The sequence below is a fragment of the Paenirhodobacter hankyongi genome, from assembly GCF_003664585.1.
Classification (GTDB): domain Bacteria; phylum Pseudomonadota; class Alphaproteobacteria; order Rhodobacterales; family Rhodobacteraceae; genus Rhodobacter; species Rhodobacter hankyongi.
In genome coordinates, this window is sequence record NZ_RCHI01000002.1 from 169,486 (window position 1) to 193,598 (window position 24,113).

At 67.0% G+C, this 24,113-nt stretch carries 28 protein-coding genes and 1 tRNA gene; 21 read left to right on the plus strand and 8 right to left on the minus strand.

Translation table 11 applies throughout. The features are described from left to right. Window positions 1-1,347 carry an alpha,alpha-trehalose-phosphate synthase (UDP-forming) gene (locus tag DYS74_RS02755; RefSeq protein ID WP_121530682.1) on the plus strand — a complete coding sequence of 449 codons (1,347 nt, stop codon included), beginning with the start codon at window positions 1-3 and terminating at the stop codon, window positions 1,345-1,347. Here the strand turns inward: DYS74_RS02755 and DYS74_RS02760 are convergent. Then, window positions 1,344-2,177 carry a methyltransferase domain-containing protein gene (locus DYS74_RS02760; protein ID WP_121530994.1) on the minus strand — a complete coding sequence of 278 codons (834 nt, stop codon included), beginning with the start codon at window positions 2,175-2,177 and terminating at the stop codon, window positions 1,344-1,346. The two genes, DYS74_RS02755 and DYS74_RS02760, sit on opposite strands and share 4 nt — an antisense overlap. Window positions 2,178-2,232: 55 nt before the next feature. Here DYS74_RS02760 and DYS74_RS02765 point away from each other — a divergent pair, with 55 nt between their 5' ends. Genes DYS74_RS02765 through DYS74_RS02780 form a run of 4 tightly spaced genes read left to right on the plus strand, consistent with a single transcriptional unit; the run spans window position 2,233 to window position 4,521 of the window. Next, window positions 2,233-2,949, plus strand: coding sequence for a ComF family protein (locus DYS74_RS02765; protein ID WP_121530684.1), 717 nt, complete (start codon window positions 2,233-2,235; stop codon window positions 2,947-2,949). A 35-nt stretch (window positions 2,950-2,984) separates the two neighbouring features. Next, the gene (gene grxC, locus DYS74_RS02770) at window positions 2,985-3,245 is read left to right on the plus strand and encodes a glutaredoxin 3 (RefSeq protein WP_121530686.1); all 261 of its coding nucleotides are present in this window, start codon (window positions 2,985-2,987) and stop codon (window positions 3,243-3,245) included. Continuing rightward, window positions 3,242-4,084: a carbon-nitrogen hydrolase family protein gene (locus DYS74_RS02775; RefSeq protein WP_121530688.1), complete on the plus strand. Its 843-nt coding sequence runs from the start codon at window positions 3,242-3,244 to the stop codon at window positions 4,082-4,084. The genes grxC and DYS74_RS02775 overlap by 4 nt, the downstream gene beginning before the upstream one ends. Then, complete coding sequence (locus DYS74_RS02780; RefSeq protein ID WP_121530690.1) at window positions 4,081-4,521, plus strand: MarR family winged helix-turn-helix transcriptional regulator; 441 nt, start codon at window positions 4,081-4,083, stop codon at window positions 4,519-4,521. The genes DYS74_RS02775 and DYS74_RS02780 overlap by 4 nt, the downstream gene beginning before the upstream one ends. Before the next feature lie 173 nt (window positions 4,522-4,694). On the opposite strand, the gene DYS74_RS02785 is transcribed toward DYS74_RS02780, so the two are convergent. The 3 genes from DYS74_RS02785 to DYS74_RS02795 all read right to left on the minus strand — a co-directional run bounded on the left by DYS74_RS02785 (window position 4,695) and on the right by DYS74_RS02795 (window position 7,149). Further along, entirely contained in the window at window positions 4,695-5,798 is a 1,104-nt protein-coding gene (locus tag DYS74_RS02785; protein ID WP_121530692.1) for a site-specific DNA-methyltransferase, read from the minus strand. 111 nt (window positions 5,799-5,909) lie between these two features. Continuing rightward, window positions 5,910-6,545, minus strand: coding sequence for a ribonuclease HII (locus DYS74_RS02790; protein WP_121530694.1), 636 nt, complete (start codon window positions 6,543-6,545; stop codon window positions 5,910-5,912). A gap of 82 nt (window positions 6,546-6,627) precedes the next feature. Next, entirely contained in the window at window positions 6,628-7,149 is a 522-nt protein-coding gene (locus tag DYS74_RS02795) for a hypothetical protein (protein WP_121530696.1), read from the minus strand. Between the two features lie 165 nt (window positions 7,150-7,314). Between DYS74_RS02795 and DYS74_RS02800 the strand changes: the two genes are divergently transcribed. The 6 genes from DYS74_RS02800 (at window position 7,315) to DYS74_RS02825 (ending at window position 13,128) form a co-directional block, all read left to right on the plus strand. Further along, complete coding sequence (locus DYS74_RS02800; protein WP_394342932.1) at window positions 7,315-7,605, plus strand: hypothetical protein; 291 nt, start codon at window positions 7,315-7,317, stop codon at window positions 7,603-7,605. After that, complete coding sequence (locus DYS74_RS02805) at window positions 7,577-8,281, plus strand: winged helix-turn-helix domain-containing protein (protein WP_121530700.1); 705 nt, start codon at window positions 7,577-7,579, stop codon at window positions 8,279-8,281. The genes DYS74_RS02800 and DYS74_RS02805 overlap by 29 nt, the downstream gene beginning before the upstream one ends. A 66-nt stretch (window positions 8,282-8,347) precedes the next feature. Then, window positions 8,348-9,442, plus strand: a complete 1,095-nt coding sequence (locus DYS74_RS02810; protein WP_121530702.1) for a carboxynorspermidine decarboxylase — start codon at window positions 8,348-8,350, stop codon at window positions 9,440-9,442. Between the two features lie 48 nt (window positions 9,443-9,490). Next, window positions 9,491-10,726, plus strand: coding sequence for a saccharopine dehydrogenase family protein (locus DYS74_RS02815; RefSeq protein WP_121530704.1), 1,236 nt, complete (start codon window positions 9,491-9,493; stop codon window positions 10,724-10,726). An 85-nt stretch (window positions 10,727-10,811) separates the two neighbouring features. Continuing rightward, window positions 10,812-11,810 (plus strand): calcium-binding protein, encoded by a 999-nt coding sequence (locus DYS74_RS02820; RefSeq protein ID WP_121530706.1) that lies wholly within the window; start codon window positions 10,812-10,814, stop codon window positions 11,808-11,810. A 73-nt stretch (window positions 11,811-11,883) separates the two neighbouring features. Further along, the gene (locus tag DYS74_RS02825; protein ID WP_121530708.1) at window positions 11,884-13,128 is read left to right on the plus strand and encodes an NAD(P)/FAD-dependent oxidoreductase; all 1,245 of its coding nucleotides are present in this window, start codon (window positions 11,884-11,886) and stop codon (window positions 13,126-13,128) included. 204 nt (window positions 13,129-13,332) lie between these two features. On the opposite strand, the gene DYS74_RS02830 is transcribed toward DYS74_RS02825, so the two are convergent. Together DYS74_RS02830 and DYS74_RS02835 are read right to left on the minus strand one after the other, a co-directional pair. Next, on the minus strand, window positions 13,333-13,971 hold the full coding sequence (locus tag DYS74_RS02830) for a lysophospholipid acyltransferase family protein (RefSeq protein WP_220668813.1): 639 nt from the start codon (window positions 13,969-13,971) through the stop codon (window positions 13,333-13,335). A 129-nt stretch (window positions 13,972-14,100) separates the two neighbouring features. Beyond that, entirely contained in the window at window positions 14,101-14,343 is a 243-nt protein-coding gene (locus DYS74_RS02835; protein WP_121530712.1) for a DUF982 domain-containing protein, read from the minus strand. 862 nt (window positions 14,344-15,205) lie between these two features. Here DYS74_RS02835 and DYS74_RS02845 point away from each other — a divergent pair. From DYS74_RS02845 to DYS74_RS19020, 5 genes are all read left to right on the plus strand, one after another. Continuing rightward, window positions 15,206-15,388, plus strand: a complete 183-nt coding sequence (locus tag DYS74_RS02845; protein ID WP_121530716.1) for a hypothetical protein — start codon at window positions 15,206-15,208, stop codon at window positions 15,386-15,388. A 60-nt stretch (window positions 15,389-15,448) separates the two neighbouring features. Beyond that, a complete protein-coding gene (locus DYS74_RS02850; RefSeq protein ID WP_245965175.1) occupies window positions 15,449-16,270 on the plus strand; it encodes a transglutaminase-like domain-containing protein in 822 nt (273 codons plus the stop codon). 227 nt (window positions 16,271-16,497) lie between these two features. Then, the gene (locus DYS74_RS02855) at window positions 16,498-16,704 is read left to right on the plus strand and encodes a cold-shock protein (RefSeq protein ID WP_121530718.1); all 207 of its coding nucleotides are present in this window, start codon (window positions 16,498-16,500) and stop codon (window positions 16,702-16,704) included. Between the two features lie 56 nt (window positions 16,705-16,760). Further along, window positions 16,761-16,979 (plus strand): hypothetical protein, encoded by a 219-nt coding sequence (locus DYS74_RS02860; RefSeq protein ID WP_121530720.1) that lies wholly within the window; start codon window positions 16,761-16,763, stop codon window positions 16,977-16,979. A 282-nt stretch (window positions 16,980-17,261) separates the two neighbouring features. Further along, window positions 17,262-17,750 (plus strand): tyrosine-type recombinase/integrase, encoded by a 489-nt coding sequence (locus DYS74_RS19020; protein ID WP_121530722.1) that lies wholly within the window; start codon window positions 17,262-17,264, stop codon window positions 17,748-17,750. Window positions 17,751-17,764: 14 nt separating this feature from the next. On the opposite strand, the gene DYS74_RS02870 is transcribed toward DYS74_RS19020, so the two are convergent. Further along, window positions 17,765-17,841, minus strand: a tRNA-Arg gene (locus DYS74_RS02870). Window positions 17,842-18,156: 315 nt separating this feature from the next. Here DYS74_RS02870 and DYS74_RS02875 point away from each other — a divergent pair. Beyond that, the gene (locus DYS74_RS02875) at window positions 18,157-19,149 is read left to right on the plus strand and encodes a LacI family DNA-binding transcriptional regulator (protein WP_394342933.1); all 993 of its coding nucleotides are present in this window, start codon (window positions 18,157-18,159) and stop codon (window positions 19,147-19,149) included. On the opposite strand, the gene DYS74_RS02880 is transcribed toward DYS74_RS02875, so the two are convergent. Then, window positions 19,150-19,971 carry an ABC transporter permease gene (locus tag DYS74_RS02880; RefSeq protein WP_121530726.1) on the minus strand — a complete coding sequence of 274 codons (822 nt, stop codon included), beginning with the start codon at window positions 19,969-19,971 and terminating at the stop codon, window positions 19,150-19,152. Between the two features lie 124 nt (window positions 19,972-20,095). On the opposite strand from DYS74_RS02880, the gene cysQ reads away from it, so the two are divergent. The 4 genes from cysQ to DYS74_RS02900 all read left to right on the plus strand — a co-directional run bounded on the left by cysQ (window position 20,096) and on the right by DYS74_RS02900 (window position 24,065). Beyond that, window positions 20,096-20,893: a 3'(2'),5'-bisphosphate nucleotidase CysQ gene (gene cysQ / locus DYS74_RS02885; protein WP_121530728.1), complete on the plus strand. Its 798-nt coding sequence runs from the start codon at window positions 20,096-20,098 to the stop codon at window positions 20,891-20,893. Between the two features lie 235 nt (window positions 20,894-21,128). Beyond that, complete coding sequence (gene galU / locus DYS74_RS02890) at window positions 21,129-22,022, plus strand: UTP--glucose-1-phosphate uridylyltransferase GalU (protein WP_183077434.1); 894 nt, start codon at window positions 21,129-21,131, stop codon at window positions 22,020-22,022. A 6-nt stretch (window positions 22,023-22,028) separates the two neighbouring features. Further along, window positions 22,029-23,015 (plus strand): UDP-glucose 4-epimerase GalE, encoded by a 987-nt coding sequence (gene galE / locus DYS74_RS02895; protein ID WP_121530730.1) that lies wholly within the window; start codon window positions 22,029-22,031, stop codon window positions 23,013-23,015. 18 nt (window positions 23,016-23,033) lie between these two features. Then, window positions 23,034-24,065, plus strand: a complete 1,032-nt coding sequence (locus tag DYS74_RS02900; RefSeq protein ID WP_121530732.1) for a glycosyltransferase family 2 protein — start codon at window positions 23,034-23,036, stop codon at window positions 24,063-24,065. Window positions 24,066-24,113: the final 48 nt, after the last annotated feature.

The window sequence follows — 24,113 nt, forward strand, 5'->3', positions numbered from 1 at the left end:
ATGGGACGCCTGATCTGCCTCTCGAACCGCCTGCCGCTTGGCCCCACCCCCTCGGGCGGGCTGGTCGTCGCCCTTGCCGATACCCTGGCCGAACGCGGCGGGGTCTGGATCGGCACCTCGGGAGAGCTCTCCGAGACGCCCGAGAACCGCTTCACCGAGATCGAGGGCGGCCCGTTCCGCCGCCTGGCCTTCGACCTCAGCCCCGAGGAGCAGGCAAGCTATTACCACGGCTATGCAAACTCGGTGCTCTGGCCGCTGTTTCACGGCCGAACCGACCTGCTCGACATCCGCGGCGATTATCTCGCGGGCTACAAGGCGGTGAACCGGCGCCTGGCAAAGATGCTGCTCGAGGTGCTGGAGCCCGACGACCGGATCTGGGTGCATGATTTCCATCTGCTGCCGCTGGCCCATGACCTGCGGGTGCTGGGTGCCGAGAACCGGATGGGGTTCTTCCTGCACACCCCCTTCCCGACGCCGCTTGCCCTTCAGGCGCTGCCGAACGGGCCCGAGCTGTGCGCATGGCTTTCCCATTACGAGCTTGTCGGCCTGCAATCCGAACGCGACGTGCGCAACTGCATGGATGCGATGGTGCAGATCGGCGGCGCGACCGAGCTTGCCGGCGGCTTCATCCACCTCGAGCCGCGGCAGGTGCGCATCGCCGCCTTCCCGATCGCCATCGACGCGGCCGAGTTCCGCACGCTCGCCGAAGAGCAGGTGACGAAACTGCCCGAGGGGCTGGTGAAGCCGAACCGGCGGCTGATGATCGGCGTCGACCGGCTCGACTACACCAAGGGCGTGCCGCAGCGCTTCCGCGCCTTCGGGGAATTCCTCGACCGGCACGAGGACTGGCACCGCCTCGTCTCGCTGATCCAGATCTCGCCGCCGACGCGCGAGGGGGTGCCGGCCTATGACGACATCCGCCAGGAGACCGAGCATCTCTCGGGCCAGATCAACGGCACCTTCGCCGACATCACCTGGACGCCGATCCGCTTCATCAACCGCCCCGTCCCGCGCGAGGTGCTGGCCGGGCTCTACCGCGCGGCCGACATCGCGCTGGTGACGCCGCTGATGGACGGAATGAACCTCGTTGCGAAGGAATTCGTCGCGGCGCAGGACCCCGACGACCCCGGCGTGCTGATCCTGAGCCAGTTCGCCGGCGCCTCCGAGCAGCTGGTCGACGCGCTCACCGTGAACCCGCACGACCCCGAGCAGATGGCGACGGCGATGATGACCGCACTCGCCATGCCGTTGGCCGAGCGCCAGCGCCGGCACGAGGGGATGATGCAGCTCCTTCTGAAGAAGGATGTGCACTGGTGGTCGAAAGGGTTCCTGACCGCGCTTGGTTAGCGCCCGGCCTTGTCGCCCGCCAGCAGCTCGAAGGTGCCCAGCACCTCGGCCAGCCGATGCGCGGCCGAGCCGGGGCGCAGCGGCTTCTGCTGGCTTTCATGCGGCTTCCAGCCGGTCAGCCAGACCATGTCGAAGGTCGCCCGCACCCGGCCGTCCGGCTCGGCGAAATTCTCGGCATAGTGGCGCAGCGCCTCGGCCATCACCGCGCGACGGGTGAAATGGCGCGGCCGCGCGCTCAGCGCGTTGGTCTCGCCCATGGCGCGCAGATCGGTCAGCAGCCGCAGCGGGTCGGGATAGGTGACCTTGCGGATCACGCTGTCGGCGACCGGCAGCGCGAGCCCCGCGCGCTGGATCAGCGCGCCGAGGTCGCGGATCTCGCCCATCGGCAGCACCCGCGGGCTGAGCCCGCCGGTGACGGCGATCTCGGCCTCGCCCAGTGCCGCACGCAGCTCGGTCAGGGTCTGGCCGCCGAACATCACCGCGATGAACAGCCCGTCGGGCCGCAGCGCGCGCGCCGCCTGCACCATCTGCCCGACGATGTCGTTCGACCAGTGCAGGCACAGCGCATGGACGACAAGGTCATGCGCGCCGGGGTCGAGGCTCAGCACCTCGTCATCGGCGACGACCTTTGCCCCGGGCAGCACGGCACGCCAGGGACCCGGGAAATTCGTCACCAGGGCCGGGTCCGTAAACGTTCTGTTAACCTCGAGCAGCCTCTCCTGAAGTTCGGCGGCGGCATCCTCGTGCAGGAACAGCGCGGGCTCTGCGGCGGCGCGGCGGCGGTGGCGCGTCAGCGCGTCTCGATCGGTCAGGGGGAGCGGCGTGGTCATGATGGGGCCGGAGATTACGGCGATCCGCGAACGGATGCCAGCGGCGATCCGCGCCATGGCGCTGCAGCTGCTGCATGTCGTGCTGCCACCGCGCTGCATCGCCTGCGGCGCGGCGGTGGCCACCGACTTCGGCCTGTGCGGCCCATGCTGGAGCGAGACCGGCTTCATCACCGGGCTGGCCTGTGACGCCTGCGGCGCACCGCTGCCGGGCGAGGCCGAGGGACAGGTCCAGTGCGACGATTGCCTTGCCACGCCGCGGCCCTGGGCGCAGGGGCGCGCGGCACTGCACTATGCCGGCACCGGGCGGCAGCTGGTGCTGGCGCTGAAACACGGCGACCGGCTTGACCTGGCGCGCCCGCTCGGCGGCTGGCTCGCCCGCGCCGCGGCGCCACTGCTGAGCGCCGAGACGATCGTCGCCCCGGTGCCGCTGCACCGGCTGCGGCTGATCCGGCGGCGCTACAATCAGGCGGCGCTGCTGTCGCGCGAGGTGGCGCGGGCGGCGGGGGGCAGGCATCTGCCCGACCTGCTGGTGCGCCTGCGCGCCACGCCCAGCCAGGACGGCCGCAGCCCTGCCGAACGCTTCGCCAATCTCGACGGCGCGCTCGCCGTGCGGGCACGCCACGCCGCCGCGATCGCCGGCCGGCCGGTGCTGATCGTCGATGACGTGATGACCACCGGCGCCACCCTTGCCGCCGCGGCGCAGGCGGTGCTGGAGGCCGGCGCGGCACGGGTTTCGGTCGCGGCACTGGCGCGCGTTGCGAAAGACGCCTAAATCCCTCTAATCTGCCCGGACCGGAGGGATTGCCCATGAAACGCGTCGAGATCTACACCACCCGCACCTGCCCCTATTGCATCGCCGCCAAGGCGCTGCTGACGAAGAAGGGCGTGACCTTCGAGGAGACCGACGTCGGCGCCGATCCGTCGCTGCGCAGCGCGATGATGGCGCGGGCGAACGGCCGGCGCACGGTGCCGCAGATCTTCATCGGCGGCGCGCATGTCGGCGGCTGCGACGATCTGCATGCGCTTGACGCGGCGGGCAAGCTCGACGCGATGCTGGCCGACGCATGAAGGCCGCTCTTGTCCAGCTGTCGGTCAGCGACGATCCGGCGGCCAACCTGCCGGTCACGCTGGCTTTCATCCGCGAGGCCGCGGCCGCCGGCGCCAGCTTCGTGCTGACCCCCGAATGCACCAACCTGCTGTCCTCGGACCGCGGCTGGCAGCGCGAGGTGCTGTGCCACGAGGAAGACGACCCGACCCTTGCCGCGCTGCGCGCCGAGGCCGCGGCGCTTGGCATCACGCTGCTGATCGGCTCGCTCGGGTTGAAGACGCATGACGCCGATGGCCGCTTCGCCAACCGCTCGTTCCTGATCGGCCCCTCGGGCGCGATCGTCGCGCGCTATGACAAGATCCACATGTTCGACGTCGATGTCTCGGAAACCGAGAAATACCGCGAATCGGAGGGCTATCGCCCCGGCACGCGGGCGGTGGTGGCCGACGCAGGATTCGCGAAGATCGGCATGGCGATCTGCTATGACCTGCGCTTCCCGCAGCTGTTCCGCCGCAGCGCGAAGGGTGGCGCACAGATCCTGACGCTGCCCGCCGCCTTCAACGACACCACGGGCGCGGCGCATTGGGAAAGCCTGATCCGCGCCCGCGCGATCGAGAACACCTGCTTCGTCCTTGCCCCCGCGCAATGCGGCGCCCATGCCGTGCATGACGCCACCCCTGGCCAGCGGCTGCGCCGCACCTGGGGCCACAGCCTGGCCGTCGCCCCCTGGGGCGAGGTGCTGGCCGATGGCGGCGAGGCGCCCGGGGTGACGCTGGTCGAGATCGACATGGCGCGCGTCGCCGAGGCCCGCGGCCGCGTGCCCTCGCTGTCCCACGACCGCGACTTCGAGGGCCCATGAACGACGGCTCGGATCCTCTGGCCGCCTCGCTTTTCGCCGAGGTCTTCATGGTCGACCAGCTTGCCCGCAACACGGTGAGCCGGGCGCTGCCACGCGGCATGGAGATCTCGCATTTCTCGGTGCTGAACCATCTCGCCCATATCGGCGAGGAGCGCACCCCCGCGCAGCTCGCCGCGACCTTTCACGTCACCCGCGGCGCGATGACCAACACGCTGTCGAAGCTTGAATGGGCGGGGCATGTGCATATCCGCCCCGACTGGGACGATGCGCGGCGCAAGTTCGTCTCGATCTCGCCCGCCGGGCGGCATGCCCGCGACGCGGCGCTGGCGGCCTTCATGCCGGTGATCGCGGATGTGGTGCGCTCGGTCGGGCCGGAGAAGGTGCGGGCGGTGCTGCCGGTGCTGCGCGAGCTGCGCGCGCATCTCGAGGACGGCTGAGCGGGATCGGGTGGATCGCGCCGGGGGCTGCGCGCCCCCGGACCCCCGCGAGGTATTTCAGGCAAGATGAAAAGTGCGGCGGCCCTTGGCCAAAAGACCCCGCCGAGCGAACGGCGGGGCAAGGTCGTACCCGCGGGCGGACCACGGGCACTGGCGGTAACCCGTGATCGGGATCAGTTCAGCTCGGCACGGATCTGCTGACGCAGCAGGTCGATCGGCACGAGTTTCCCCTCGCGCTTGAAGTGCCAGTAGGTCCAGCCGTTGCAGGACGGCGCGCCCTCGAGATGGGCGCCGACCTGATGGATCGACCCCTTCACGTCATTGCCGACGAGCGTGCCGTCGGCACGGACCTTGGCCTTGAAGCGGTTGCCGATGGAGTAAAGCTCTTCGCCCGGGCGCAGCATGCCGCGTTCGACCAGCTGGCCGAAGGGCACGCGCGGCTCGGCGCGTTTCGAGGTGGTGGTCTCGAGCGCTTCCTTGTCGAACTTGCGCACCTTCTCGAGCCGCTTCAGAGCGACCTTGCGATAGGCTTCCTCGCGCTCGATGCCGATGTAGTCGCGGCCGAGCATCTTCGCCACGGCGCCGGTGGTGCCGGTGCCGAAGAACGGGTCGAGCACCACGTCGCCCGGGTTCGTCGTGCCGAGGATGATGCGGTGCAGCAGCGCCTCGGGCTTTTGCGTCGGATGCGCCTTGTCGCCGGCGTCGTCCTTCAGCCGCTCGTTGCCGGTGCAAATGGGCAGCACCCAGTCCGAGCGCATCTGCACGCCTTCGTTCAGCGCCTTCAGCGCCTCGTAGTTGAAGGTGTATTTGGCACCTTCGCCCTTCGAGGCCCAGATCAGCGTCTCATGCGCGTTGGTCAGCCGCTTGCCGCGGAAGTTCGGCATCGGGTTCGACTTGCGCCAGACCACGTCGTTCAGGATCCAGTAGCCCTGATTCTGCAGCTCGGCACCGAGGCGGAAGACGTTGTGATAGGAGCCGATCACCCAGATCGCCCCGTTCGGCTTCAGGATCCGGCGCGCGGCGGCGAGCCAGTCGCGGGTGAAGCGGTCGTAATGGTCGAAGGAACCGAACTGGTCCCAGGCGTCATCGACGGCGTCGACCTTGGAATTGTCGGGCCGGTGCAGCTCGCCGCGCAGCTGCAGATTATAGGGCGGATCGGCGAAAATGAGATCGATGCTTGCCTCGGGCAAGCTGTTCATCATCTCGATGCAGTCGCCTGCAAGAATCTGGTTGAGCGGCAGCAAAGGCTGCTGCGCCCGCACGGTGGTTTTCGTCATGTCTGCCTCGTTCTGCCCTTTGCGGGCTTGCCCGTATGGGTGTCGGCTTGTGCCGATCTGGTGGGGTCAAACATGAGTCAAAGGCGATTCCCCGTCAAATTCTTTTTTGAATCAAGCACTTACAGATTTCGCTTGGCACAAGATGTTGTGTACTGGCTTGAACGAACGCCTATGAACGGGGGTCACGCCAAGATCTAGAAGGGCCTGCAGGTGATCCCGTGTCGGGTAGCCCGCATTCCGTTCCCAGCCATAGCCGGGGTATTGTTGCGCCAAGCCCACCATGAGCGCATCGCGTGCTTCCTTGGCCAGGATCGAGGCCGCCGCGATCGAGACGGAGCGCCCGTCCCCCTTCACGATCGCCTCGGCCGAGACCCCAAGATCTTGTGGCAAGCGGTTTCCGTCCACAAGAACATGATCGGGCAGCCGCCGCAGCCCGGCGACGGCGCGGCACATCGCCAGATGGCTTGCGCGCAGGATGTTGAGGCTGTCGATCTCCTCGACGCTGGCGTGGGCCACGCACCAGTCGGCGGAGGCGGTGATCTCCTCGACCAGCGCGGCGCGGCGCTTCGCCGTCAGCTTCTTCGAATCGTTCAGCCCCTCGGGGATGCGCGCAGGATCGAGAATCACCGCGGCGGCGGTGACCGGGCCGCACAGCGGGCCGCGGCCGACCTCGTCGGTACCGGCGATACGGAGCAGGCCGCGCGCCTGCGCCGCCAGCTCGAAGGAATAATCGGGTGCCTGTGTCATGGCCCCGTCCTGCCCGTTCAGCCCCTGCCGCGCAACGGAAAAGGGCGGGGATCCCCCCGCCCTCTCGCCGCAGTCGGCCGACTCAGTACCGGCCGATGCGGAACCCGCGGTCCTCGAGGCAGTTGCGGCCATAGACGCGCTCGCGCCCGCCACGGTCGGTGAGCAGGTCGAAGGCGCAGCTGCGCGGCAGCTCGACCCGGCCAAGCGCGCGCTGCGCACACCTGCCGTCGATCACCTCGCGGCGGCCGTCCCGGGTGCGCACCTGCATCAGGCAGCTGCCCGGGACGGAATTGCGCGAGGGGGAATAGGCGCGGCGATCGTCCCGGTCATAGTGGTCGTCCCGGTCATAGCGGTCGTGGCCGCCGCCGTAATATCCGGCGGGCGGCGCATAGACCGGGGCCGGCGCGGCACGGCGGCGGTCCTTGTCCTTGTCGATCTCGTTCAGCAGCAGCGCCGCGGCGCCGAGGCCGACGACCCAGCCGAGCGCCTGCCGGCCGTCATCGCTGAGCGCGGCGGCCGGGCTGGCGGTGGTGGCGAGAGCGCCGAGCCCCACCGCGGCAGCGGTGATGGCGGCGGTCAGGCGGGTGCGGAAAACTCCGGTCATGGGATCTGTCCTGGCTGATGCGGGAGGGCCCGCAGTTGCGATGCCTCACCCTTGGCCAGAGCCCCTCCGCCGCGCAATATCAGCCCCCGGTTATCCGATAACAACGGGCGCAAACCCCTTTTGTCATTGCATAACCCCGCATCCCATCGCAGCCTGTCAGGCATGATGACACACGCGCTCTCCGCCCTTGCCATTGCCCTTGCCGTGCTGGTCGCCGCCCCGGCGCAGGCGCAGTGCTTTGCCGATTACAAGGCCAAGCGGGACGATCCGCTGCGCCTGCACTACGGCGTGGCGCAGCTGCCCGACAATGCCTGCACGAAACAGGCGGCCTCCCGCGCATTGGCGCCGCGACTGGCGCGAGACGGCTGGACGCTGCTCAACATCGTGTCCATTTTCGGGCCCGAAGGACTCGAGCAGAGGAAAGCCAGTGCCGGACCATACTTCCTCCGTTACTGAGGGGCTGAAGACCGGCGCCCGCGCGGTGACCTGGGGGGTGGCGGGCATCACCGCGATCCTCGGTCTTGCCGCCGCACTGCTGTTCCTGTCGCTGCCCGACGCCGATGCCTTCAACGCGCGCGTCGAGCAGATCTTCGTGCAGAACGATGCCCTGACCGACCCGACGCAGCTGCGCCTGCTCGAGGTGCTGGGCCAGTCCGGCACCGCCTTTTCCGAGATGCTGACCTCCTATCGGATCATCATCTTCATCCTGCTGGTCTTTGCCACCGCGCTGATGGTGGCGGCCCTGGTGCTGCTTTTGACCATCGTCGGGCTGAACCGGCGCATGGGCGAGATCCGCCGCACCGGGATCGAGGTGCAGAGCCTGCGCATCCGCCGCGCCGAGAATGCGGTGATGCTGAACGACATGGCCTTCTCGCTGACCCCCGCCGCGATCGAGACCTTGGCCGTGCTGGCCGAGGCGCGGATGGATGACGACATCCTCACCGGCGCGCAGATCGAATCGGTGATCTCGGGCAAGCCCGAGGCCGAGTGCGACGAGGCCGCCGGCGCCACAAGGATCAAGCGGCTGCGCGACGGGCTCGGCAACGCGCTTGTCTCGGAACTGCTTGTCAGGAACATTTCACGCAAGGGTTACACTCTGGCGGTAGCCAAGGACGCGCTGCGGGTCGACTGAGTTTTCCTTGCGAAGGCAGGGGCGGGGGCCTATATCGCGGCTTCACTTTGCCGCTTGGGGGGGCCCATGATTCCGACACCCTTCTACCTGATCGACGAAGCGCGTCTCCTCGAGAACATGCGCAAGATCGCCGCCCTGCGCGAAGCGTCCGGGGCGAAGGCGCTGCTGGCGCTGAAATGCTTCGCGACCTGGTCGGCCTTCGACATCATGCGCCCCTGGATGGACGGCACCACCTCGTCCTCGCTCTACGAGCTGCGCCTTGGCCGCGAGAAGTTCGGCAAGGAAACCCACGCCTATTCCGTCGCCTGGTCCGACCGCGAGATCGACGAGGCCTGCGGTTACGCCGACAAGATCATCTTCAACACCACCGGCCAGCTGAAACGCTTCGAGGCGCAATCGGCCGGCATCCAGCGCGGTGTGCGGCTGAACCCGCGCTTCTCGACCTCCGGTTTCGATCTGGCCGACCCGGCGCGCCCGTTCTCGCGGCTTGGCGAGTGGGACATCGCGAAACTGCTCGACGTGGCCAGCCTGATCTCGGGCGTGATGATCCACTACAATTGCGAGAACCGCGACTTCGCGCTTTTCGATGAACAGCTCGGCCGGATCGAGCGCGACTTCGCACCGCTTCTGGAAAAGCTCGACTGGGTCAGCCTGGGCGGCGGCATCCATTTCACCGGCGAAAACTACCCGATCGAGGAACTGGCCGCGCGGCTGAAGGCGTTCTCCGAGCGCTTCGGCGTGCAGGTCTATCTGGAACCCGGCGAGGCCTCGATCACGCAATCGACCACGCTCGAGGTCTCGGTCCTCGACCTGCTCGAGAATGACAAGCAGATCGCCATCGTCGACAGCTCGATCGAGGCGCATATGCTCGACCTGCTGATCTACCGCGAAAGCGCGAAGCTGCCGCAGGACGGCGATTTCCCCTATCAGATCGCGGGCAAGAGCTGCCTGGCGGGCGACATCTTCGGCGAGGCGCGCTTTGCCGCGCCGCTGCAGGTCGGCGACCGGATCTCGGTGCGCGACGCGGCGGGCTACACGATGGTCAAGAAGAACTGGTTCAACGGCGTCAACATGCCCTCGATCGCGATCCGTCGCGCCGATGGCACTGTCGAGCTGATCCGCGAATTCACCTATGAGGATTACACCTCTTCCCTGTCCTGAGGGGCTGAACACCCCCCTTCCCCTTGCTCGTGAAAGGAGCCAGCTGAAGTGAAAAAGAACGTGCTCATCATCGGTGCCGGCGGTGTGGCGCAAGTGGTCGCCCACAAATGCGCGCAGTCGAACGACATCCTGGGTGACCTGCACATCGCCTCGCGCACCAAGGCGAAATGCGACGCGATCATTGCCTCGGTCCACGAGAAGAAGGCGATGAAAGTGCCGGGCACGTTCGAGGGACACGCCGTCGACGCGATGGACAGCGCCGCGGTCGCCGCGCTGATCCGCAAGACCGGCGCGGAAATCGTCATCAACGTCGGCTCCTCCTTCGTCAACATGACGGTGATGGACGCCTGCATCGAAACGGGCGCCGCCTATATCGACACCGCGATCCACGAAGACCCGGCGAAGATCTGCGAGATCCCGCCGTGGTATGGCAATTACGAGTGGAAGAAGCGCGAGCTTTGCGCCGAGAAGGGCGTGACGGTGATCCTGGGCGCGGGCTTCGACCCCGGCGTGGTGAACGCCTATGCCCGCTTCGCCGCCGACGAATATCTCGACACTGTCACCGCGATCGACATCGTCGACATCAACGCGGGCAGCCACGGCCGCTATTTCGCGACGAACTTCGACCCCGAGATCAACTTCCGCGAGTTCACCGGCACGGTCTATTCCTGGCAGGGTGGCAAGTGGCAGGAAAACGCCATGTTCGAGGTGGGCAAGGAATGGGACCTGCCCGTCGTGGGCAAGCAGAAGGCCTATCTGTCGGGCCATGACGAGGTGCATTCGCTCTCGGCCAATTACCCGCAGGCCGACGTGCGCTTCTGGATGGGCTTCGGCGATCACTACATCAACGTCTTCACCGTGCTGAAGAACCTCGGCCTCTTGTCGGAACAGCCGGTGAAGACCGCCGAGGGGCTCGAGGTGGTGCCGCTGAAGGTGGTGAAGGCGGTGCTGCCCGATCCGGCCAGCCTGGCGCCGAACTACACCGGCAAGACCTGCATCGGCGACTATGTGAAGGGGCTGAAGGACGGCAAGGAGACCGAGGTCTTCGTCTATAACGTCGCCGATCACAAGGAAGCCTATGAGGAGGTCGGCTCGCAGGGCATCTCCTACACCGCGGGCGTGCCCGCGGTGGCGGCGGCGCTGATGGTGGCCGAGGGCACCTGGGACGTGCACCGCATGGCGAACGTCGAGGAGCTGCCGGCGCGGCCCTTCCTCGAGCGTTTGGGCAAGATCGGCCTGCCGAGCCGGGTGATCGGCCCCGACGGCGTCGACGTCGCGATCTGACCCCGCGCGACACATTGCAAATCATCCCGGGCAGAGGCACTCTCGCCCGGGATTTTCCTTCCCAGCGGCAGCCCGGACCTTCGCGATGACCCTTGCTTCGACCTTCTTTTCAGACTTCGTGACCGATCTCGCGAGTGATCCGCTCACCGCGGCGCTGATCCCGGCCTCGGGCGGCTATACCGTGCCGACGCAGGACCCCGCGCCGGTGGTGGTCGTGGGCACCTCGGTCACCGCGACGGGGCGCGGCGACATCCTCGCAGGCACCGACGGTGCCGACCTGATCGACGCGCGCGGCGGCAATGATCTCGTCGACGGGCTGGGCGGGGATGACACCCTGCTGGGTGGCGGTGGCGGCGACACGCTTTCGGGCGGCGACGGCGATGACCGGCTCGACGGTGGCGCCGGCAACGACCGGCTGAACGGCGACGCAGGCGCCGACACGCTTCTGGGCGGGAACGGAAGCGACCGGATCTATGGCGGCGATGGCGATGACCGGCTGTTCGGCGACGCCGGATCGGACACGCTCGAGGGCGGCGACGGCAACGACCTGCTGGACGGCGGGCGCAGCAACGACCGGCTGGACGGCGGCCTTGGCAACGACAGCCTGACCGGCGCGCGGGGCAATGACGCCCTCGTGGGCGGTGACGGCGCCGACACGCTGGCGGGCGATGGCGGCAACGATTCGCTGGCCGGTGGCGACGGGAACGACCTGCTCAACGGCGGCGACGGGCGCGACCGCCTCGATGGCGGTGCGGGGGCCGACACGCTGTGGGGCGGCGCCGGCGCCGACCGCTTCGTCTTCACCGATCTTTCGGACAGCACGCCCGAGGCGATGGACGTGATCGGCGATTTCATCACCCGCGTCGACCGCATCGACCTGAGCGCGCTTGACGCCGACCTCACCCGCGCGGGCGACCAGGCGTTCCAGTACATCGGATCGGAGACATTCAGCACCGCGGGGCAGCTGCGCGTTGCCTCTGCCGACGGGCATGTCCTGCTTCTGGGCGATGTCGACGGTGACGGAACGGCCGATTTCGCGCTGCAGATCTCGGGCGGCCTGGCGCTGCGCGACCTGCTGCTCTAGCGGCCCCGTCCGCCCCGGCACGCCGTCGGCCGACGGCACACGTGCCGGCGCGGCCCCCTACAGGAGAACCGCGATGGCGCAGATCATCGTTCTGGGCGCCGGAATGGTCGGCGCGGGGGCGGCCCTTGCCCTGCAGGCGCATGGCCACGACGTGACGCTGGTCGACCGGCGCGGCCCCGGCGAGGAGACGAGCTTCGGCAACGCCGGTTTCATCCAGGCCGAGGCGGTCGAGCCCTACCCGATCCCGCGCGACCTGCGCACGCTGGTCGCCTATGCCGCCGGGCGGACGAACGACATCGTCTATGCCCCCGGCGCGCTGCCGAAGATGGCGCCGGGGCTGTGGTCCTATTTCCGCAACTCCGCCCCGGCGCGGCACCGGCAGATCTCGGCGATCTATGCCAGGCTCACCCAGCGGGCGACTGCGGATCATCAGCCGCTGATCGCGGCCTCGGGTCAGGACGCCCTGATCCGCCGCACCGGCTATGGTCAGGTCTACCGCGACCCCCGCGCCCTTGAGCGCGCCGCGCGCGGGGCCGAGCGGCTGCAGCGCGACTATGGGACCGCCTCGGAGGTGCTCGACGGCCCCGCCCTGGCCCGCGCCGAACCCGCGCTCAAGACCGCCGTGCCCGGCGCGCTCTTCTGGCACGACTGCTGGACCTGTGCCGATCCGGGCGGCCTGACCGCCGCCTATGCCGCGCTTCTCGTGCGCCGCGGCGGGCGCTTCCTGACCGGCGACGCCCTCAGCCTTGCGCAGTCGGGCGCCGGCTGGTCGGTCGCAACCAAGGCCGGCCGGATCGATGCCGAACGGGTGGTGGTGGCGCTCGGCCCCTGGGCGCCGGACCTGCTTGCCCGCTTCGGCTATCGCGTCGCGATGCTGTGGAAACGTGGCTATCACGGCCATTTCGACAGCCCCGCAGCGCTGAACCGGCCGCTGATCGACGACGCAAACGGGGTGGTGATGACCCCCACCCGCTTCGGGCTGCGGCTGGCCACGGGCGCCGCACTCGTCGACCGCAAGGCCCCCGCCGACCCGGTGCAGCTGCGCCGCGGCGCGGCCGCCGTCGCCGACCTGATCGAGCTTGGCCCGCGCGTCGAGGAACCGCAGTGGTTCGGCCACCGCCCCTGCCTGCCCGACATGTTGCCGCTGCTGGGCGAGGCGCCGCGCCACAAGGGGCTGTGGCTCGACTTCGGACATGGCCATCAGGGCTTCACCCTTGGCCCGACGACGGGACTGCTGCTGGCCGAGGCGATGGAGGGCCGGCGCGATGCGCTTCTCGACGCGCTCGCCCCCGCCGCCCGGCCATCTGTCCTGCGCTGAGGCCCGGTCCCGATCTTGCCGCCCGCCCGGGCGTTTCGGTCTTGGCGGCGCCGGCTCGGGAACGGATCATCGACCGGGACACTGTGGCGCCCGTCAAGCAGGCGCACTTTCCCGGATCGCCAGAGGCCATGATCCGGCGGCTTTCGGGGTGATACCGAAACCGCCGCCGCGTCCCGCGGCCCTCTATCAGGAAGGCGGCCCGGGTCAGATCTCCGCCGGGACGAGGCGACTCTTCTCGGTGTTCAAAAGCTGCTCGACCCGTTCCATCACTTCGGCAGCGGGCAGGCCAGGCGGAATCGGCGGAAAATAGGAAACGATGATCGTGCCGCCGCTTTTGGCACCCTTGCCCCAGAAGCACCCGGCATTGTGCACCACCGGAACCATCGGCAGGTTGAGCTTGCGATAGAGCGCGATCAGCCCGGGCTGAAATTTGCGCTGCTCATGCACGCCAATGCGCGTGCCCTCGGGGAAGATCAGGATCGAGCGACCGAGCGCCACTTCCTGCCGCGCCTCGGAGATCATCGCAGCCATTGCCCGGCCGCCACCTTTGCGGTCGATCAGGATCATCGGCGCATGGCTCAGGAACCAGCCGAAGACCGGAATCTTGCGCAGCTCCTGCTTGGCGACGATGCAGACATCGGGCACCAGCTGGTTGAACGCAAGGGTTTCCCAGGTGGACTGGTGGTTGCAGACATAGATGCAGGGACTTCCGAGATGCTTGTTCTCGAGCCCCTCCTCACGCAGACGCAGCCCGAGGATGCGGTGCGACAAGCCGACAACGCCGCCCGTCCAGAACCGGATCGCGGCGCGGGTCAGACCCGGGCGCCGCAGCAGGGCGAGCACCGGGATGAAGGGGCTCTGGAGCAGGGTCCAGAGCCCGAAAAGCACGTCGAAAAGTCTCGATCGGACGATCAGCATCCTTGGCCTCGCACAACGTCGGGGGAGTCTGCAGTCAGGGGGTCCTGGCCGCCATCAGGCGGCGCAGAGCTGTTCCGCGCGGCCTTGCGGAACGAAGCCCGCGGTCCTGGCAGCCCGCAGGAAAGCGGTGCGCGCCTCGCCGACGGAGCCCAGACAGTCCATGGCGGCCTCGAGCCGGCCAAGGGCATTGTGCCGGGCCTCATCCGCGACGGGCCATTTCTTGCGCAGCCAGTATTGCGCCTGTTCGATCGTGCTGAACCTCTGCACATCGCCTTCCGGCGAGATGACGAGCGACATGGGTTCACCCCAGTAGATTTCTATCAAAGTCTTGGTCTTTCATGGAAAGCGTGAGGGCCGCGGCAACGCCGGGGGCCCGCTCACGAGAGGCGCTTGCGGTCGATCACCGGTACGCCAGGTGGATTTCTTCGGCGTCGGCTCAGGCAAGCGCATTGCGCAGGACACAGAGCCCGACTGTGTGGTCGACAGCGGCGCACGCCACCATCCGACCAGGGTTCGGCATGGCAAGATGACCTTGCCCACGTGCCGGGACATGCATGCCCCGCTCCATTCCACCGACCGCCGTTGCGGTTCGGTCGCGTGGCTCGGTCTGCTCGACCCGCTTCACGCTGCCCTGCTGGGCCATCGTGTGTTCCTTTCCGATATGCCACCCGCAGGATGCAGAGGCCAGGCAAAGCTCAAGATCGTCGCTGAGCCGAAAGGAACAGGGGCCGAGGAGAAGAGATGCAGGACCTAGATAGGGGCTCGCCCCTCGAATTGCGAGAAAATAAAGCACCCTTCCGGCTGCCGCCCCGCAACCATTTGCCCTAAAAGGAGATTATCTTTCAGATTTCGGCGATCTGCGCAGTGCGGGATGGGTCTCGGTCCGCTCGGCCGCCGGTTTCTGGCGGTTCTTCGGCGCGGGGGCTCGCAATCTCGTGCGCATTGCCCATATCATGAGGACCTGCAGGGGCGATCCCGAGGCGGCGTCCTGTCGGCCTGCGCGAACGCCACAGCGCCGGTCTCGGCACCGGGCGATTCTCCCGGTCGATCCGATCGCCCGGACCTGCAGGCCGAAGGCCTGATCGCGACGGCGCCCTCCGCCCGTGCGACGCGTCATCAGACCCAGAGTGGACGTGTTGCCAGAAAAGGATGCCTCAAGATGAAATCCCCCGAAACAGAAGACCGCAAGCCCGAAGCGGCTGTGCCTTCCCCGACCGTGGCCTCGAAGACGCCGGAATCGCCGCGCGCGGAGCCGCGCAAGTCGATCTTCGACCCCTCCTATGCGCCCGAAGGTGCCGAGCTGCGCCGGGCCTGGTCCCGCTTCGATCGCAAGAAGCAATGAGGCGGGCGGGCATCAACCGGGACCACCGCCCGTCCCTTTCCACGATCCGCGAGGTGCACGATGTCGCCAGATAACCTCCGGATCAAGCTCGGCTGCCGGTTCAACCTGCGCCTGCCGCAGCCGACGCCGATGATTGCACTGCTGAACGTGCATTTCTCGCGCGTGGGCGATCTCGAATACCCCGACCATGTGAAAACCTGGCCGCCTGTGCCGCTGAGCGCCTATCGCGACGGGTTCGGCAACTGGTGCACGCGGCTCGTCGCGCCGCAGGGGGAGTTCTGCATCGGCACCGAGGGGGTGATCGGCGACAGCGGCCTGCCGGACGCCCGCCCGCCCGACGGCGGCCAGAGCGCGGTCGAAACCCTGCCCGACGAGACGCTCGCCTTCCTGCTGGGCAGCCGCTATTGCGAGACGGACGTGCTCTCCGACACCGCCTGGCGACTGTTCGAGCGCACGCCCCCCGGTCGCGCCCGGGTGCAGGCGATCTGCGATTTCGTGCATGGGCACATCCGGTTCGACTACCTCGCCGCGCGGGCGACCCGCAGCGCGGCGCAGGCCTATGCCGAGGCGCAGGGCGTATGCCGCGATTACGCGCATCTGGCGATCACCTTCTGCCGCTGCATGAACATCCCGGCGCGCTACTGCACCGGCTATCTGGGCGACATCGGCATGCCGCCGCCCTATGCGCCGGGCGATTTCGCCGCCTGGATGGAGGTCTGGCTTGACGGTCGCTGGTGGGTGTTCGATCCGCGCAACAACACCCCGCGGATCGGCCGTGTGCTGATCGCCCGCGGGCGCGATGCGGCGGATGTACCGATGATCCATTCCTTCGGAACGAATATCCTGACCGGCTTCGAGGTCTGGACGGATCAGATCGGCTGACGCGCGCAGGAACAGGGTGACGCGGGCGGGGGCCGTTCCGCCATTGGCACATAATATCGGCGGGGGCGTCTTTTCCTTTGCAAAATGCAGTAAAATCTCATATGCAAATTGAGCTACGTTGTTCCCAACTGCACCTGTCTCCTTTGTCGGCTTCAGTCTGCCTTTTAGAATTGACTGAGCCGGGCTGCCGCGTCTTGCGGGCGGTATTTATTTAAGGAGATCTCACGATGGCCAATGGCACCGTGAAATGGTTCAACAGCACCAAGGGTTTCGGCTTCATCGAACCGAAGAACGGCGGACGGGACATCTTTGTCCACATCTCGGCGCTCGAGCGCGCAGGCATCGCGCAGCTCAATGATGGCCAGGCCGTCACCTACGAAGTCGAGACCGGCCGCGACGGCCGTGAATCCGCTCGCGATCTGAAGGTCGCCTGATCGGAACGATCCTGGATCCGGCCCCACCGGCCGGATCACACGATCAAGGAGGCGTCATGCCCCGCAAGGATAAGACCAGCGGTTTTTTCCGCGAAATTGCTCAGGCGCCGACCTCGGCGCAGGAGCGCACCGATGCCGCGGTCAAGCTGATCCGCGAGACCGAAGCGGAATCGCGCGCGGATCTGACCGCAAGCCTGCGCGCTGCACGCATCGCACGTGACGCGGGCGGCATGCCCCCCGCTGCACCGTCCGGCAAGGCCAAGTCGCGCAGCTGAGCCGCGCGCATCCAGCACACAGAGATTCCCGGAGCTTCTCTTCGGGATGTTACGGAGGGCCCAACCATGGCTGCCGAAAAAAAGCCTTCGGGCAAGACCCACGGGGTGCATAAGGCGCCTCATCGGGAAGAGCACCCCAGCCTCGGCTGGCATGAGTTCTTCCAGAGCCTCGTCACCGAGAGATCTCCGGACCGTCGGCGTGCACTGCCGCATGGGATCCAGGAGTAGGCTTTCACCGCCACGACGGTGAAGGGCATTCCCGGTGAGGCGGCTGAGTGCGATATGGCTCCACGTCGAGCCGATCAGTGTTCGTCGGATCACTCACCGGGAGGTGGAGCGGCAGGGGGAAATCCCTGCCGTTTCGCTTTTGGCTGTTCCCGGCGCCCGCACCGACTCAAGGCGGGCGGGCACGATTTCGCGCCCCTCCGCTGCGGCGGCCATGATGGCGTTTCGGCGTTGATCCGGGCCATCTGCCGGCCGGACGTCTCTAGCGCGCTGGTCACTGCTGATCCCGGCCTCGGTTGTCGCCGCGCCGGCATTGAGCATTGCACGCCACATGATCTGCGCCGAACCGCAGGCCGATTCATGGTCGAGGCGGGCGTTCCGATCGAGGAGGTGGCGCAGTATCTCGGGCACTCGAACCCGAGTGTGACCCGCTCGACCTATGCGCAGTTCAGCCCGCAGCATCTGCGCGCCGCGGCAGGTTCACTGGAGCCCTCTGGACCCGTGTTGGTCCAGCGCACTAGAGGGAAAACCCTGAAAAACTCATAAGTATTTGATTTTATTGGTGACCCCGAGTGGATTCGAACCACCAACCTGCCCCTTAGGAGGGGGCTGCTCTATCCAGTTGAGCCACGGGGCCACACTCGTCTTTTTTGCGGGGAAAACCGCTGAAACGCAAGCATGCGGAGGACGAGGATACGGGAAACTGCGGACATGAAAAGGGGGAGCGTATTGGCCCACCGCTCCCCCCCTCAATTTCCCTGCTGCGATCGGAGTCTACACGCGGCAGCTGTTCGGTTTCGGGTTTTTCGGAGTCTCGCCCGTCGCCGTTATCGCTAACATAGCGCTTGCCAGACGCTTGCGCAAGGGAAATATTTGGCGCTAAGCATGAAGGACATTCACGAAAGGTTTTCGATTGGCTCGCTCTCCGGTTGACCCGCGTCGTCCCCTTACCCTGCGTGACGTTTCCGAGGCCTCGGGGGTCTCCGAGATGACGGTCAGCCGCGTGCTGCGCAACCGCGGCGACGTGTCCGAGGCGACGCGCGAGAAGGTGCTCGAGGCGGCGCGCACGCTTGGCTATGTGCCGAACAAGATCGCCGGCGCCCTCGCCTCGCAGCGGGTGAACCTGGTCGGCGTGATCATCCCGTCGCTGTCGAACCTCGTCTTTCCCGAAGTGCTCTCGGGGATCTCGGCCGAGCTCGAGGACACCGGGCTGCAGCCGGTCGTCGGCGTCACCAACTATCGCCCCGACAAGGAAGAGGCGGTGCTCTACGAGATGCTGTCGTGGCGCCCCTCGGGGGTCATCATCGCCGGGCTCGAACACACCGAGGCGGCGCGCGCCATGCTCGAGAACGCCGGCGTGCCGGTGGTCGAGATCATGGATGTCGACGGCGAGGGGGTCGACTCGGTCGTCGGCATCTCGCACCGGCGCGCCGGGCGGCACATGGCCGAGGCGATCATCGCCGCGGGCTATCGCAAGATCGGCTTCCTCGGCACCAAGATGCCCGAGGACCACCGCGCCCGCAAACGCTTCGAGGGCTTCAGCGAGGGCCTCGCCGCCGCCGGGCTGACGGTCAACGACACCGAGTTCTACTCGGGCGGCTCGGCGCTGCTGAAGGGGCGCGAGATGACCCAGGCGATCCTCGCGCGCAGCCCGGAGCTCGATTTCCTCTATTACTCAAACGACATGATCGGCGCGGGTGGACTCCTGTGGTGTCTCGAGAATGGCTATGACGTGCCCGAACGGCTGGGCCTTGCGGGGTTCAACGGCGTCGACCTGCTCGAGGGGCTGCCACGGCGGCTCGCCACGATGGACGCCTGCCGGCGCGAGATCGGCCGCAAGGCGGCCGAGATCATCGCCGGGCGCCCGCACAGCGGCATGATCGGCGGCGAGGTGATCGAGCTTGAACCCGTGCTGCAGCTCGGCGACACGATCCGGCGGCGCTGATCAGCGCCGCGCCGCCCAGCTGGCGGAAGCATATTGCCGGGTGTAGAATTCGCCCATCAGCCCGATCATCAGCAGCGCCAGCCCGAAGACCAGCGAATAGTGCCAGTTCGAGAAATGCGGGTTGTAGTTGATGAAGGTGTATCCCCGCGCTTGGTCGATGGTGTGGAACAGCGGGTTCCAGCTGAACAGCGCCAGCATCTTGTGGGTCAGGTTGTTCGCCACGAACATCTTGCCCGAGGCGATCATGTTCGCACGCGAATAGACCGCCTGGAGAATGCTGACGAAGCCCGGCGCCCAGGGCTTGGCCGCGAGGAAGACGAGGCCGAGCGCCACCCCGGTGAACCACGACAGCAACACCATCCCCATCGCCCCCACCCAGTCGTAGATCTCGATCGGTCCCCAGGCGGCGTGGTAGATGTAGAGCACCACCACCATCGACAGCACCTGCAGGTAAAGCGCGCTCAGAGCCGCCGCGGTGATCGAGACGGCCGTGGTCATCGGCGCATGTTTCATCATCGCCGAGGTCGAGCTTTCGGCCCCGAAGACCGCCCCCATGGCCTTGGTATGGGTCAGGTAGAGAAAAATCCCGCTCATGATGTAGAGCAGGAAGTTGCCGCGGATCGCGCTGCCGCGCATCCCGAGCAGCGAGTACATCACGTAAAAGCTCACCACGAGCAGCACGGTCTGCACCATGTTACGCAGAAGGCCGAGGATGGCGTTGCCCTGCGAACGGCGGATATGCCGCACCGTGGCGTGATAGATCAGCTCCAGAAGACTGAAGGTCGACCCGAGGGTACTTTTGCTGCGCTCTGCCCTGAACATGGTCCCGCCCTGCTGCCTCGCGACGATTGTGGCCCGGGAACCTTGCCGATCCCTTGACAGTCATCTTAAGTTCCCCGTCAGATCATGGCAATTGGGCCTGGATGTGGCCGGAATGGAGTTGAAAATGGATTTCGAGCGTCTCGTGACGATCATGCGCAGGCTGGCCCTCGAGGCGGGCGACAGGATCATGGAGATCTACAACTCGCCTGATTTCGAGGTGAAATCGAAATCCGACAACTCGCCGGTGACCGAGGCCGATGAGGCAGCGGATGCGCTGATCTCGGAGGGGCTGGCCGAGGCCTTCCCGCAGATGGCCCTCGTCACCGAGGAACAGGCCGCCTCGCACGGCCAGCACGTCAGCACCTTCCTGATCGTCGACCCGCTCGACGGCACGAAGGAATTCGTCCAGCGCCGCGGCGATTTCACCGTCAACATCGCCTATGTCGAGAACGGCGTGCCGCTGCGCGGCGTGGTCTATGCCCCGGCGAAGGGGCGGCTTTTCTACACCCTCGCCGATGGCCGCTCGGTCGAGGAGGTCGGCCCCGACTTCGCCAAGGACGCGCCCGGCGAACAGCGCCCGATCACCGCCTCGGTGCCGGACAACCGCGGGCTGATGGTCGTCGCCTCGAAGTCGCACCGCGACCAGGCGACGGACGATTACATCGCGCGCTATGCGGTCAAGGACATGACCTCGGCCGGCTCCTCGCTGAAGTTCTGCCTGGTCGCCACCGGCGAGGCGGATCTTTACCCGCGCCTTGGCCGCACCATGGAATGGGACACCGCGGCGGGCGATGCCGTGCTGCGCGGCGCGGGCGGCACCATGGTCCGCTTCGAGGATCACGCCCCCTTCGTCTATGGCAAGGAAGGCTTCGCCAACCCGTTCTTCATCGCCTATGCGCCCGGCGTTCTGCTGGTGAAGTGACCCCGGCTGCCGCGGCGTGCCCCCGATTCGCCGCGGCAGCCCCCCGTTCCGGGCCCCTGCCCGCGCCGCCCCCCGCGGCCGGAAATATCCGCCCAAGCAACAATGAGCCGAAATCCGCGGCTTTTTCTCACAACTCATTTTTCCGCTCGGCAGCGCGCTTGAGAACCCCGCGGTTCTGGACGAGAATGCCGCCGTGTCTACGCGAGCCGACAGGCTCAAATCAAAAAGGTGCATAATGAAACGCAAGGTCACGAAAGCGATTTTCCCCGTCGCCGGCCTCGGGACCCGCTTCCTCCCGGCCACCAAGTCGATCCCGAAAGAGATCCTGACCCTGGTCGACCGGCCGCTCATTCAATACGCGATTGACGAGGCCCGTGCGGCCGGCATCAAGGAATTCATCTTCGTGACCTCGCGCGGCAAGTCCGCCCTGGAAGACTATTTCGACGACGCCCCCGAACTCGAAGCGTCGCTGCGCAAGAAGGGCAAGACCGAGCTTCTCGAAGCGCTCCAGGCCACCAACATGGATTCCGGCGCCATCGCCTACGTTCGTCAGAACCGCCCGCTCGGCCTTGGCCATGCGGTGTGGTGCGCGCGCAAGCTCGTCGCCGACGAGCCCTTCGCGGTGATCCTGACCGATGACGTCATCGCCGCCGACAAGCCCTGTCTGCAGCAGATGATGGAAGCCCATGCCGAAACCGGCGGCAACGTCGTCGCGGCGATGGAAGTCCCGACCGAGAAGACCTCGTCCTATGGCATCCTCGACATCGAGAGCGAGAACGGCCAGATGGTCAAGGTGCGCCACATGGTCGAGAAGCCGAAGGCGGAAGAGGCGCCCTCGAACCTCGCCGTCATCGGCCGCTACATCCTGACGCCCGAGGTGATGAACAACCTCAACCAGAAGAAGGAAGGCGCCGGCGGCGAGATCCAGCTGACCGACGCGATCGCCGAGGAACTGACCAAGGGCAACCCGGTCTATGGCTTCCGCTTCCGCGGCCAGCGCTATGACTGCGGCTCGAAGGCGGGCTTCCTGCAGGCGACGGTGGCCTTCGGCCTTGCCCGTCCGGACCTGCGCGACGAGTTCGCGGGCTTCCTTTCCGACATCATGGCGATGCAGAAGGCGGCCGAGTAAGCAACGATGGCAAAGCACGTTCTGGTCACCGGCGGCGCCGGCTACATCGGCTCGCACGCCTGCAAGGCGCTGCGGGCGGCGGGCTATGTGCCCGTCACCTATGACAGCTTCGTCACCGGCTGGCGCGACGCGGTGAAGTTCGGTCCGCTCGAAGAGGGCGAGCTTGCCGACCGCGCGCGGCTCGACGAGGTCTTCGCCAAGTGGAAACCGGTCGCGGTGATGCATTTCGCCGCGCTCAGCCTCGTCGGCGAGTCGATGAAGGACCCCGGCAAATACTGGCGTGCGAACGTGCTTTCGTCACTCACCCTGATCGAGGCGGCCGCCGCGGCCGGCTGCCTCGATTTCGTCTTCTCCTCGACCTGCGCCACCTATGGAGACCAGGACGGGGTGGTGCTGGACGAGACGACCCGGCAGATGCCGATCAACGCCTATGGCGGCTCGAAACGCGCGATCGAGGACATCCTGCGCGATTTCGGCAACAGCCACGGGCTGCGTTCGGTGATCTTCCGCTATTTCAACGTGGCGGGCTGCGACCCGGAGGCCGAGGTCGGCGAATTCCACCGCCCCGAGACGCATCTGATCCCGCTGATGCTCGACGCGATCGACGGGCGGCGCCCGGCGCTGACCGTCTTCGGCTCGGATTATGCCACCCCCGACGGCACCTGCATCCGCGATTATGTCCATGTCTCGGACCTGGTCGATGCGCATGTGCTCGGCCTGAAATGGCTCGAGGAGGGCAAGCCGTCCGAGGTGTTCTGCCTCGGCACCGGCAAGGGCTTCTCGGTGCGCGAGGTGATCGCGCAGTCGCGGGCGGTGACGAACCGCGACGTGCCGATCATCGAGGGCGACCGGCGGCCGGGCGATGCCGCGGTGCTGGTCTCGGGCTCGACCAAGGCGGTCAACACGCTGGGCTGGACCCCGAAGCGGGCCGACCTGACGACGATGATTGCCGACGCTTGGCGCTGGCATCAGAGCGGACATTATGAAAAATGACACCCCACGGGGGGTGCCATGATTTCACTTGCTGATCTGTGGCAGGCAGGACGGCTGCGCGCGAAGCGCCGCTACCTGCTGGCCCGCGCGATCCGGCGGCGGCGTCATCTCACGTCGCGCGTCGACCGGACGGCGCAGATCCGCAAGGGGGATATCCTTCTCTTCGCCACGATCCGGAACGAGGCGGCGCGACTGCCGTTCTTCCTGCGCCATTACCGCGCGCTTGGGGTGAATCATTTCCTGTTCGTGGACAATGCCAGCGACGATGGCAGCCCCGAGGCGCTGGCGGCCGAGCCCGACGTGTCGCTCTGGACGACGCGGGCCAGCTATCGCGGTTCCCGCTTCGGGATGGACTGGCTGAACGGGCTGCTCGCGCGCCACGGCAGCGGGCACTGGTGCCTGACCGTCGACGCCGACGAGCTTTTGCTGATTCCGCATGGCGATCGCGCGACGCTGCGCGAGCTGACCGCGGCACTCGATGCGCGCGGCCTGCCGATGATGGCGGCGATGATGCTCGACCTCTATCCCGAGGGGCCGCTGTCCACCGCCCATGCCGCGCCCGGCGAGGACCCGACTCGGGCCCTGCCGCTCTTCGACGCCGAGGGTTACGATTGGGAATATCAGCCGAAATTCGGCAATATCTCGATCCGCGGCGGGGTGCGCCAGCGCGTCTTCTTCGCCGACGCCCCGGACCGTGCGCCGCATCTGCACAAGACCCCGCTGATCCGCTGGCACTGGCGCTATGCCTATGTCAGCTCGACCCATATCGCCCTGCCCCGGCGGTTGAATGCGGGCTTCGATGTCCGGCTCGACGCGCCGACCGGGGTGCTCCTGCACACCAAGTTCCTCGGCGAGGTGATCGCGAAATCCCGCGATGAAAAGCTGCGGCGCGAGCATTTCACCCATGCCGAGCGCTATGATGGTTACTATGACGGGATCATCGCCGATCCGGTCTTGCGCGATGCGCAGTCGCACCGGCTTTCGGACTGGCGCGATCTGGAGGCCCTCGGACTGATGACGCGCGGCAACTGGCAGGAGCCAAACCGTTGACCACACAGAGACAATTGTTTACGCGACCGCCGCGACCGCCTATTCTCC

Coding starts and splice junctions, on each gene's coding strand:
- galU (WP_183077434.1), top strand. CDS start 21,129: ATGAAACGCAAGGTCACGAAAGCGATTTTCCCCGTCGCCGGCCTCGGG.
- DYS74_RS02755 (WP_121530682.1), top strand. CDS start 1: ATGGGACGCCTGATCTGCCTCTCGAACCGCCTGCCGCTTGGCCCCACC.
- DYS74_RS02760 (WP_121530994.1), bottom strand. CDS start 2,177: ATGACCACGCCGCTCCCCCTGACCGATCGAGACGCGCTGACGCGCCAC.
- DYS74_RS02800 (WP_394342932.1), top strand. CDS start 7,315: ATGACACACGCGCTCTCCGCCCTTGCCATTGCCCTTGCCGTGCTGGTC.
- cysQ (WP_121530728.1), top strand. CDS start 20,096: ATGGATTTCGAGCGTCTCGTGACGATCATGCGCAGGCTGGCCCTCGAG.
- DYS74_RS02795 (WP_121530696.1), bottom strand. CDS start 7,149: ATGACCGGAGTTTTCCGCACCCGCCTGACCGCCGCCATCACCGCTGCC.
- DYS74_RS02825 (WP_121530708.1), top strand. CDS start 11,884: ATGGCGCAGATCATCGTTCTGGGCGCCGGAATGGTCGGCGCGGGGGCG.
- DYS74_RS02860 (WP_121530720.1), top strand. CDS start 16,761: ATGCCCCGCAAGGATAAGACCAGCGGTTTTTTCCGCGAAATTGCTCAG.
- DYS74_RS19020 (WP_121530722.1), top strand. CDS start 17,262: ATGGCTCCACGTCGAGCCGATCAGTGTTCGTCGGATCACTCACCGGGA.
- DYS74_RS02785 (WP_121530692.1), bottom strand. CDS start 5,798: ATGACGAAAACCACCGTGCGGGCGCAGCAGCCTTTGCTGCCGCTCAAC.
- DYS74_RS02765 (WP_121530684.1), top strand. CDS start 2,233: ATGGCGCTGCAGCTGCTGCATGTCGTGCTGCCACCGCGCTGCATCGCC.
- DYS74_RS02850 (WP_245965175.1), top strand. CDS start 15,449: ATGTCGCCAGATAACCTCCGGATCAAGCTCGGCTGCCGGTTCAACCTG.
- DYS74_RS02780 (WP_121530690.1), top strand. CDS start 4,081: ATGAACGACGGCTCGGATCCTCTGGCCGCCTCGCTTTTCGCCGAGGTC.
- DYS74_RS02820 (WP_121530706.1), top strand. CDS start 10,812: ATGACCCTTGCTTCGACCTTCTTTTCAGACTTCGTGACCGATCTCGCG.
- DYS74_RS02790 (WP_121530694.1), bottom strand. CDS start 6,545: ATGACACAGGCACCCGATTATTCCTTCGAGCTGGCGGCGCAGGCGCGC.
- DYS74_RS02775 (WP_121530688.1), top strand. CDS start 3,242: ATGAAGGCCGCTCTTGTCCAGCTGTCGGTCAGCGACGATCCGGCGGCC.
- galE (WP_121530730.1), top strand. CDS start 22,029: ATGGCAAAGCACGTTCTGGTCACCGGCGGCGCCGGCTACATCGGCTCG.
- DYS74_RS02810 (WP_121530702.1), top strand. CDS start 8,348: ATGATTCCGACACCCTTCTACCTGATCGACGAAGCGCGTCTCCTCGAG.
- DYS74_RS02900 (WP_121530732.1), top strand. CDS start 23,034: ATGATTTCACTTGCTGATCTGTGGCAGGCAGGACGGCTGCGCGCGAAG.
- DYS74_RS02835 (WP_121530712.1), bottom strand. CDS start 14,343: ATGTCGCTCGTCATCTCGCCGGAAGGCGATGTGCAGAGGTTCAGCACG.
- DYS74_RS02845 (WP_121530716.1), top strand. CDS start 15,206: ATGAAATCCCCCGAAACAGAAGACCGCAAGCCCGAAGCGGCTGTGCCT.
- grxC (WP_121530686.1), top strand. CDS start 2,985: ATGAAACGCGTCGAGATCTACACCACCCGCACCTGCCCCTATTGCATC.
- DYS74_RS02880 (WP_121530726.1), bottom strand. CDS start 19,971: ATGTTCAGGGCAGAGCGCAGCAAAAGTACCCTCGGGTCGACCTTCAGT.
- DYS74_RS02855 (WP_121530718.1), top strand. CDS start 16,498: ATGGCCAATGGCACCGTGAAATGGTTCAACAGCACCAAGGGTTTCGGC.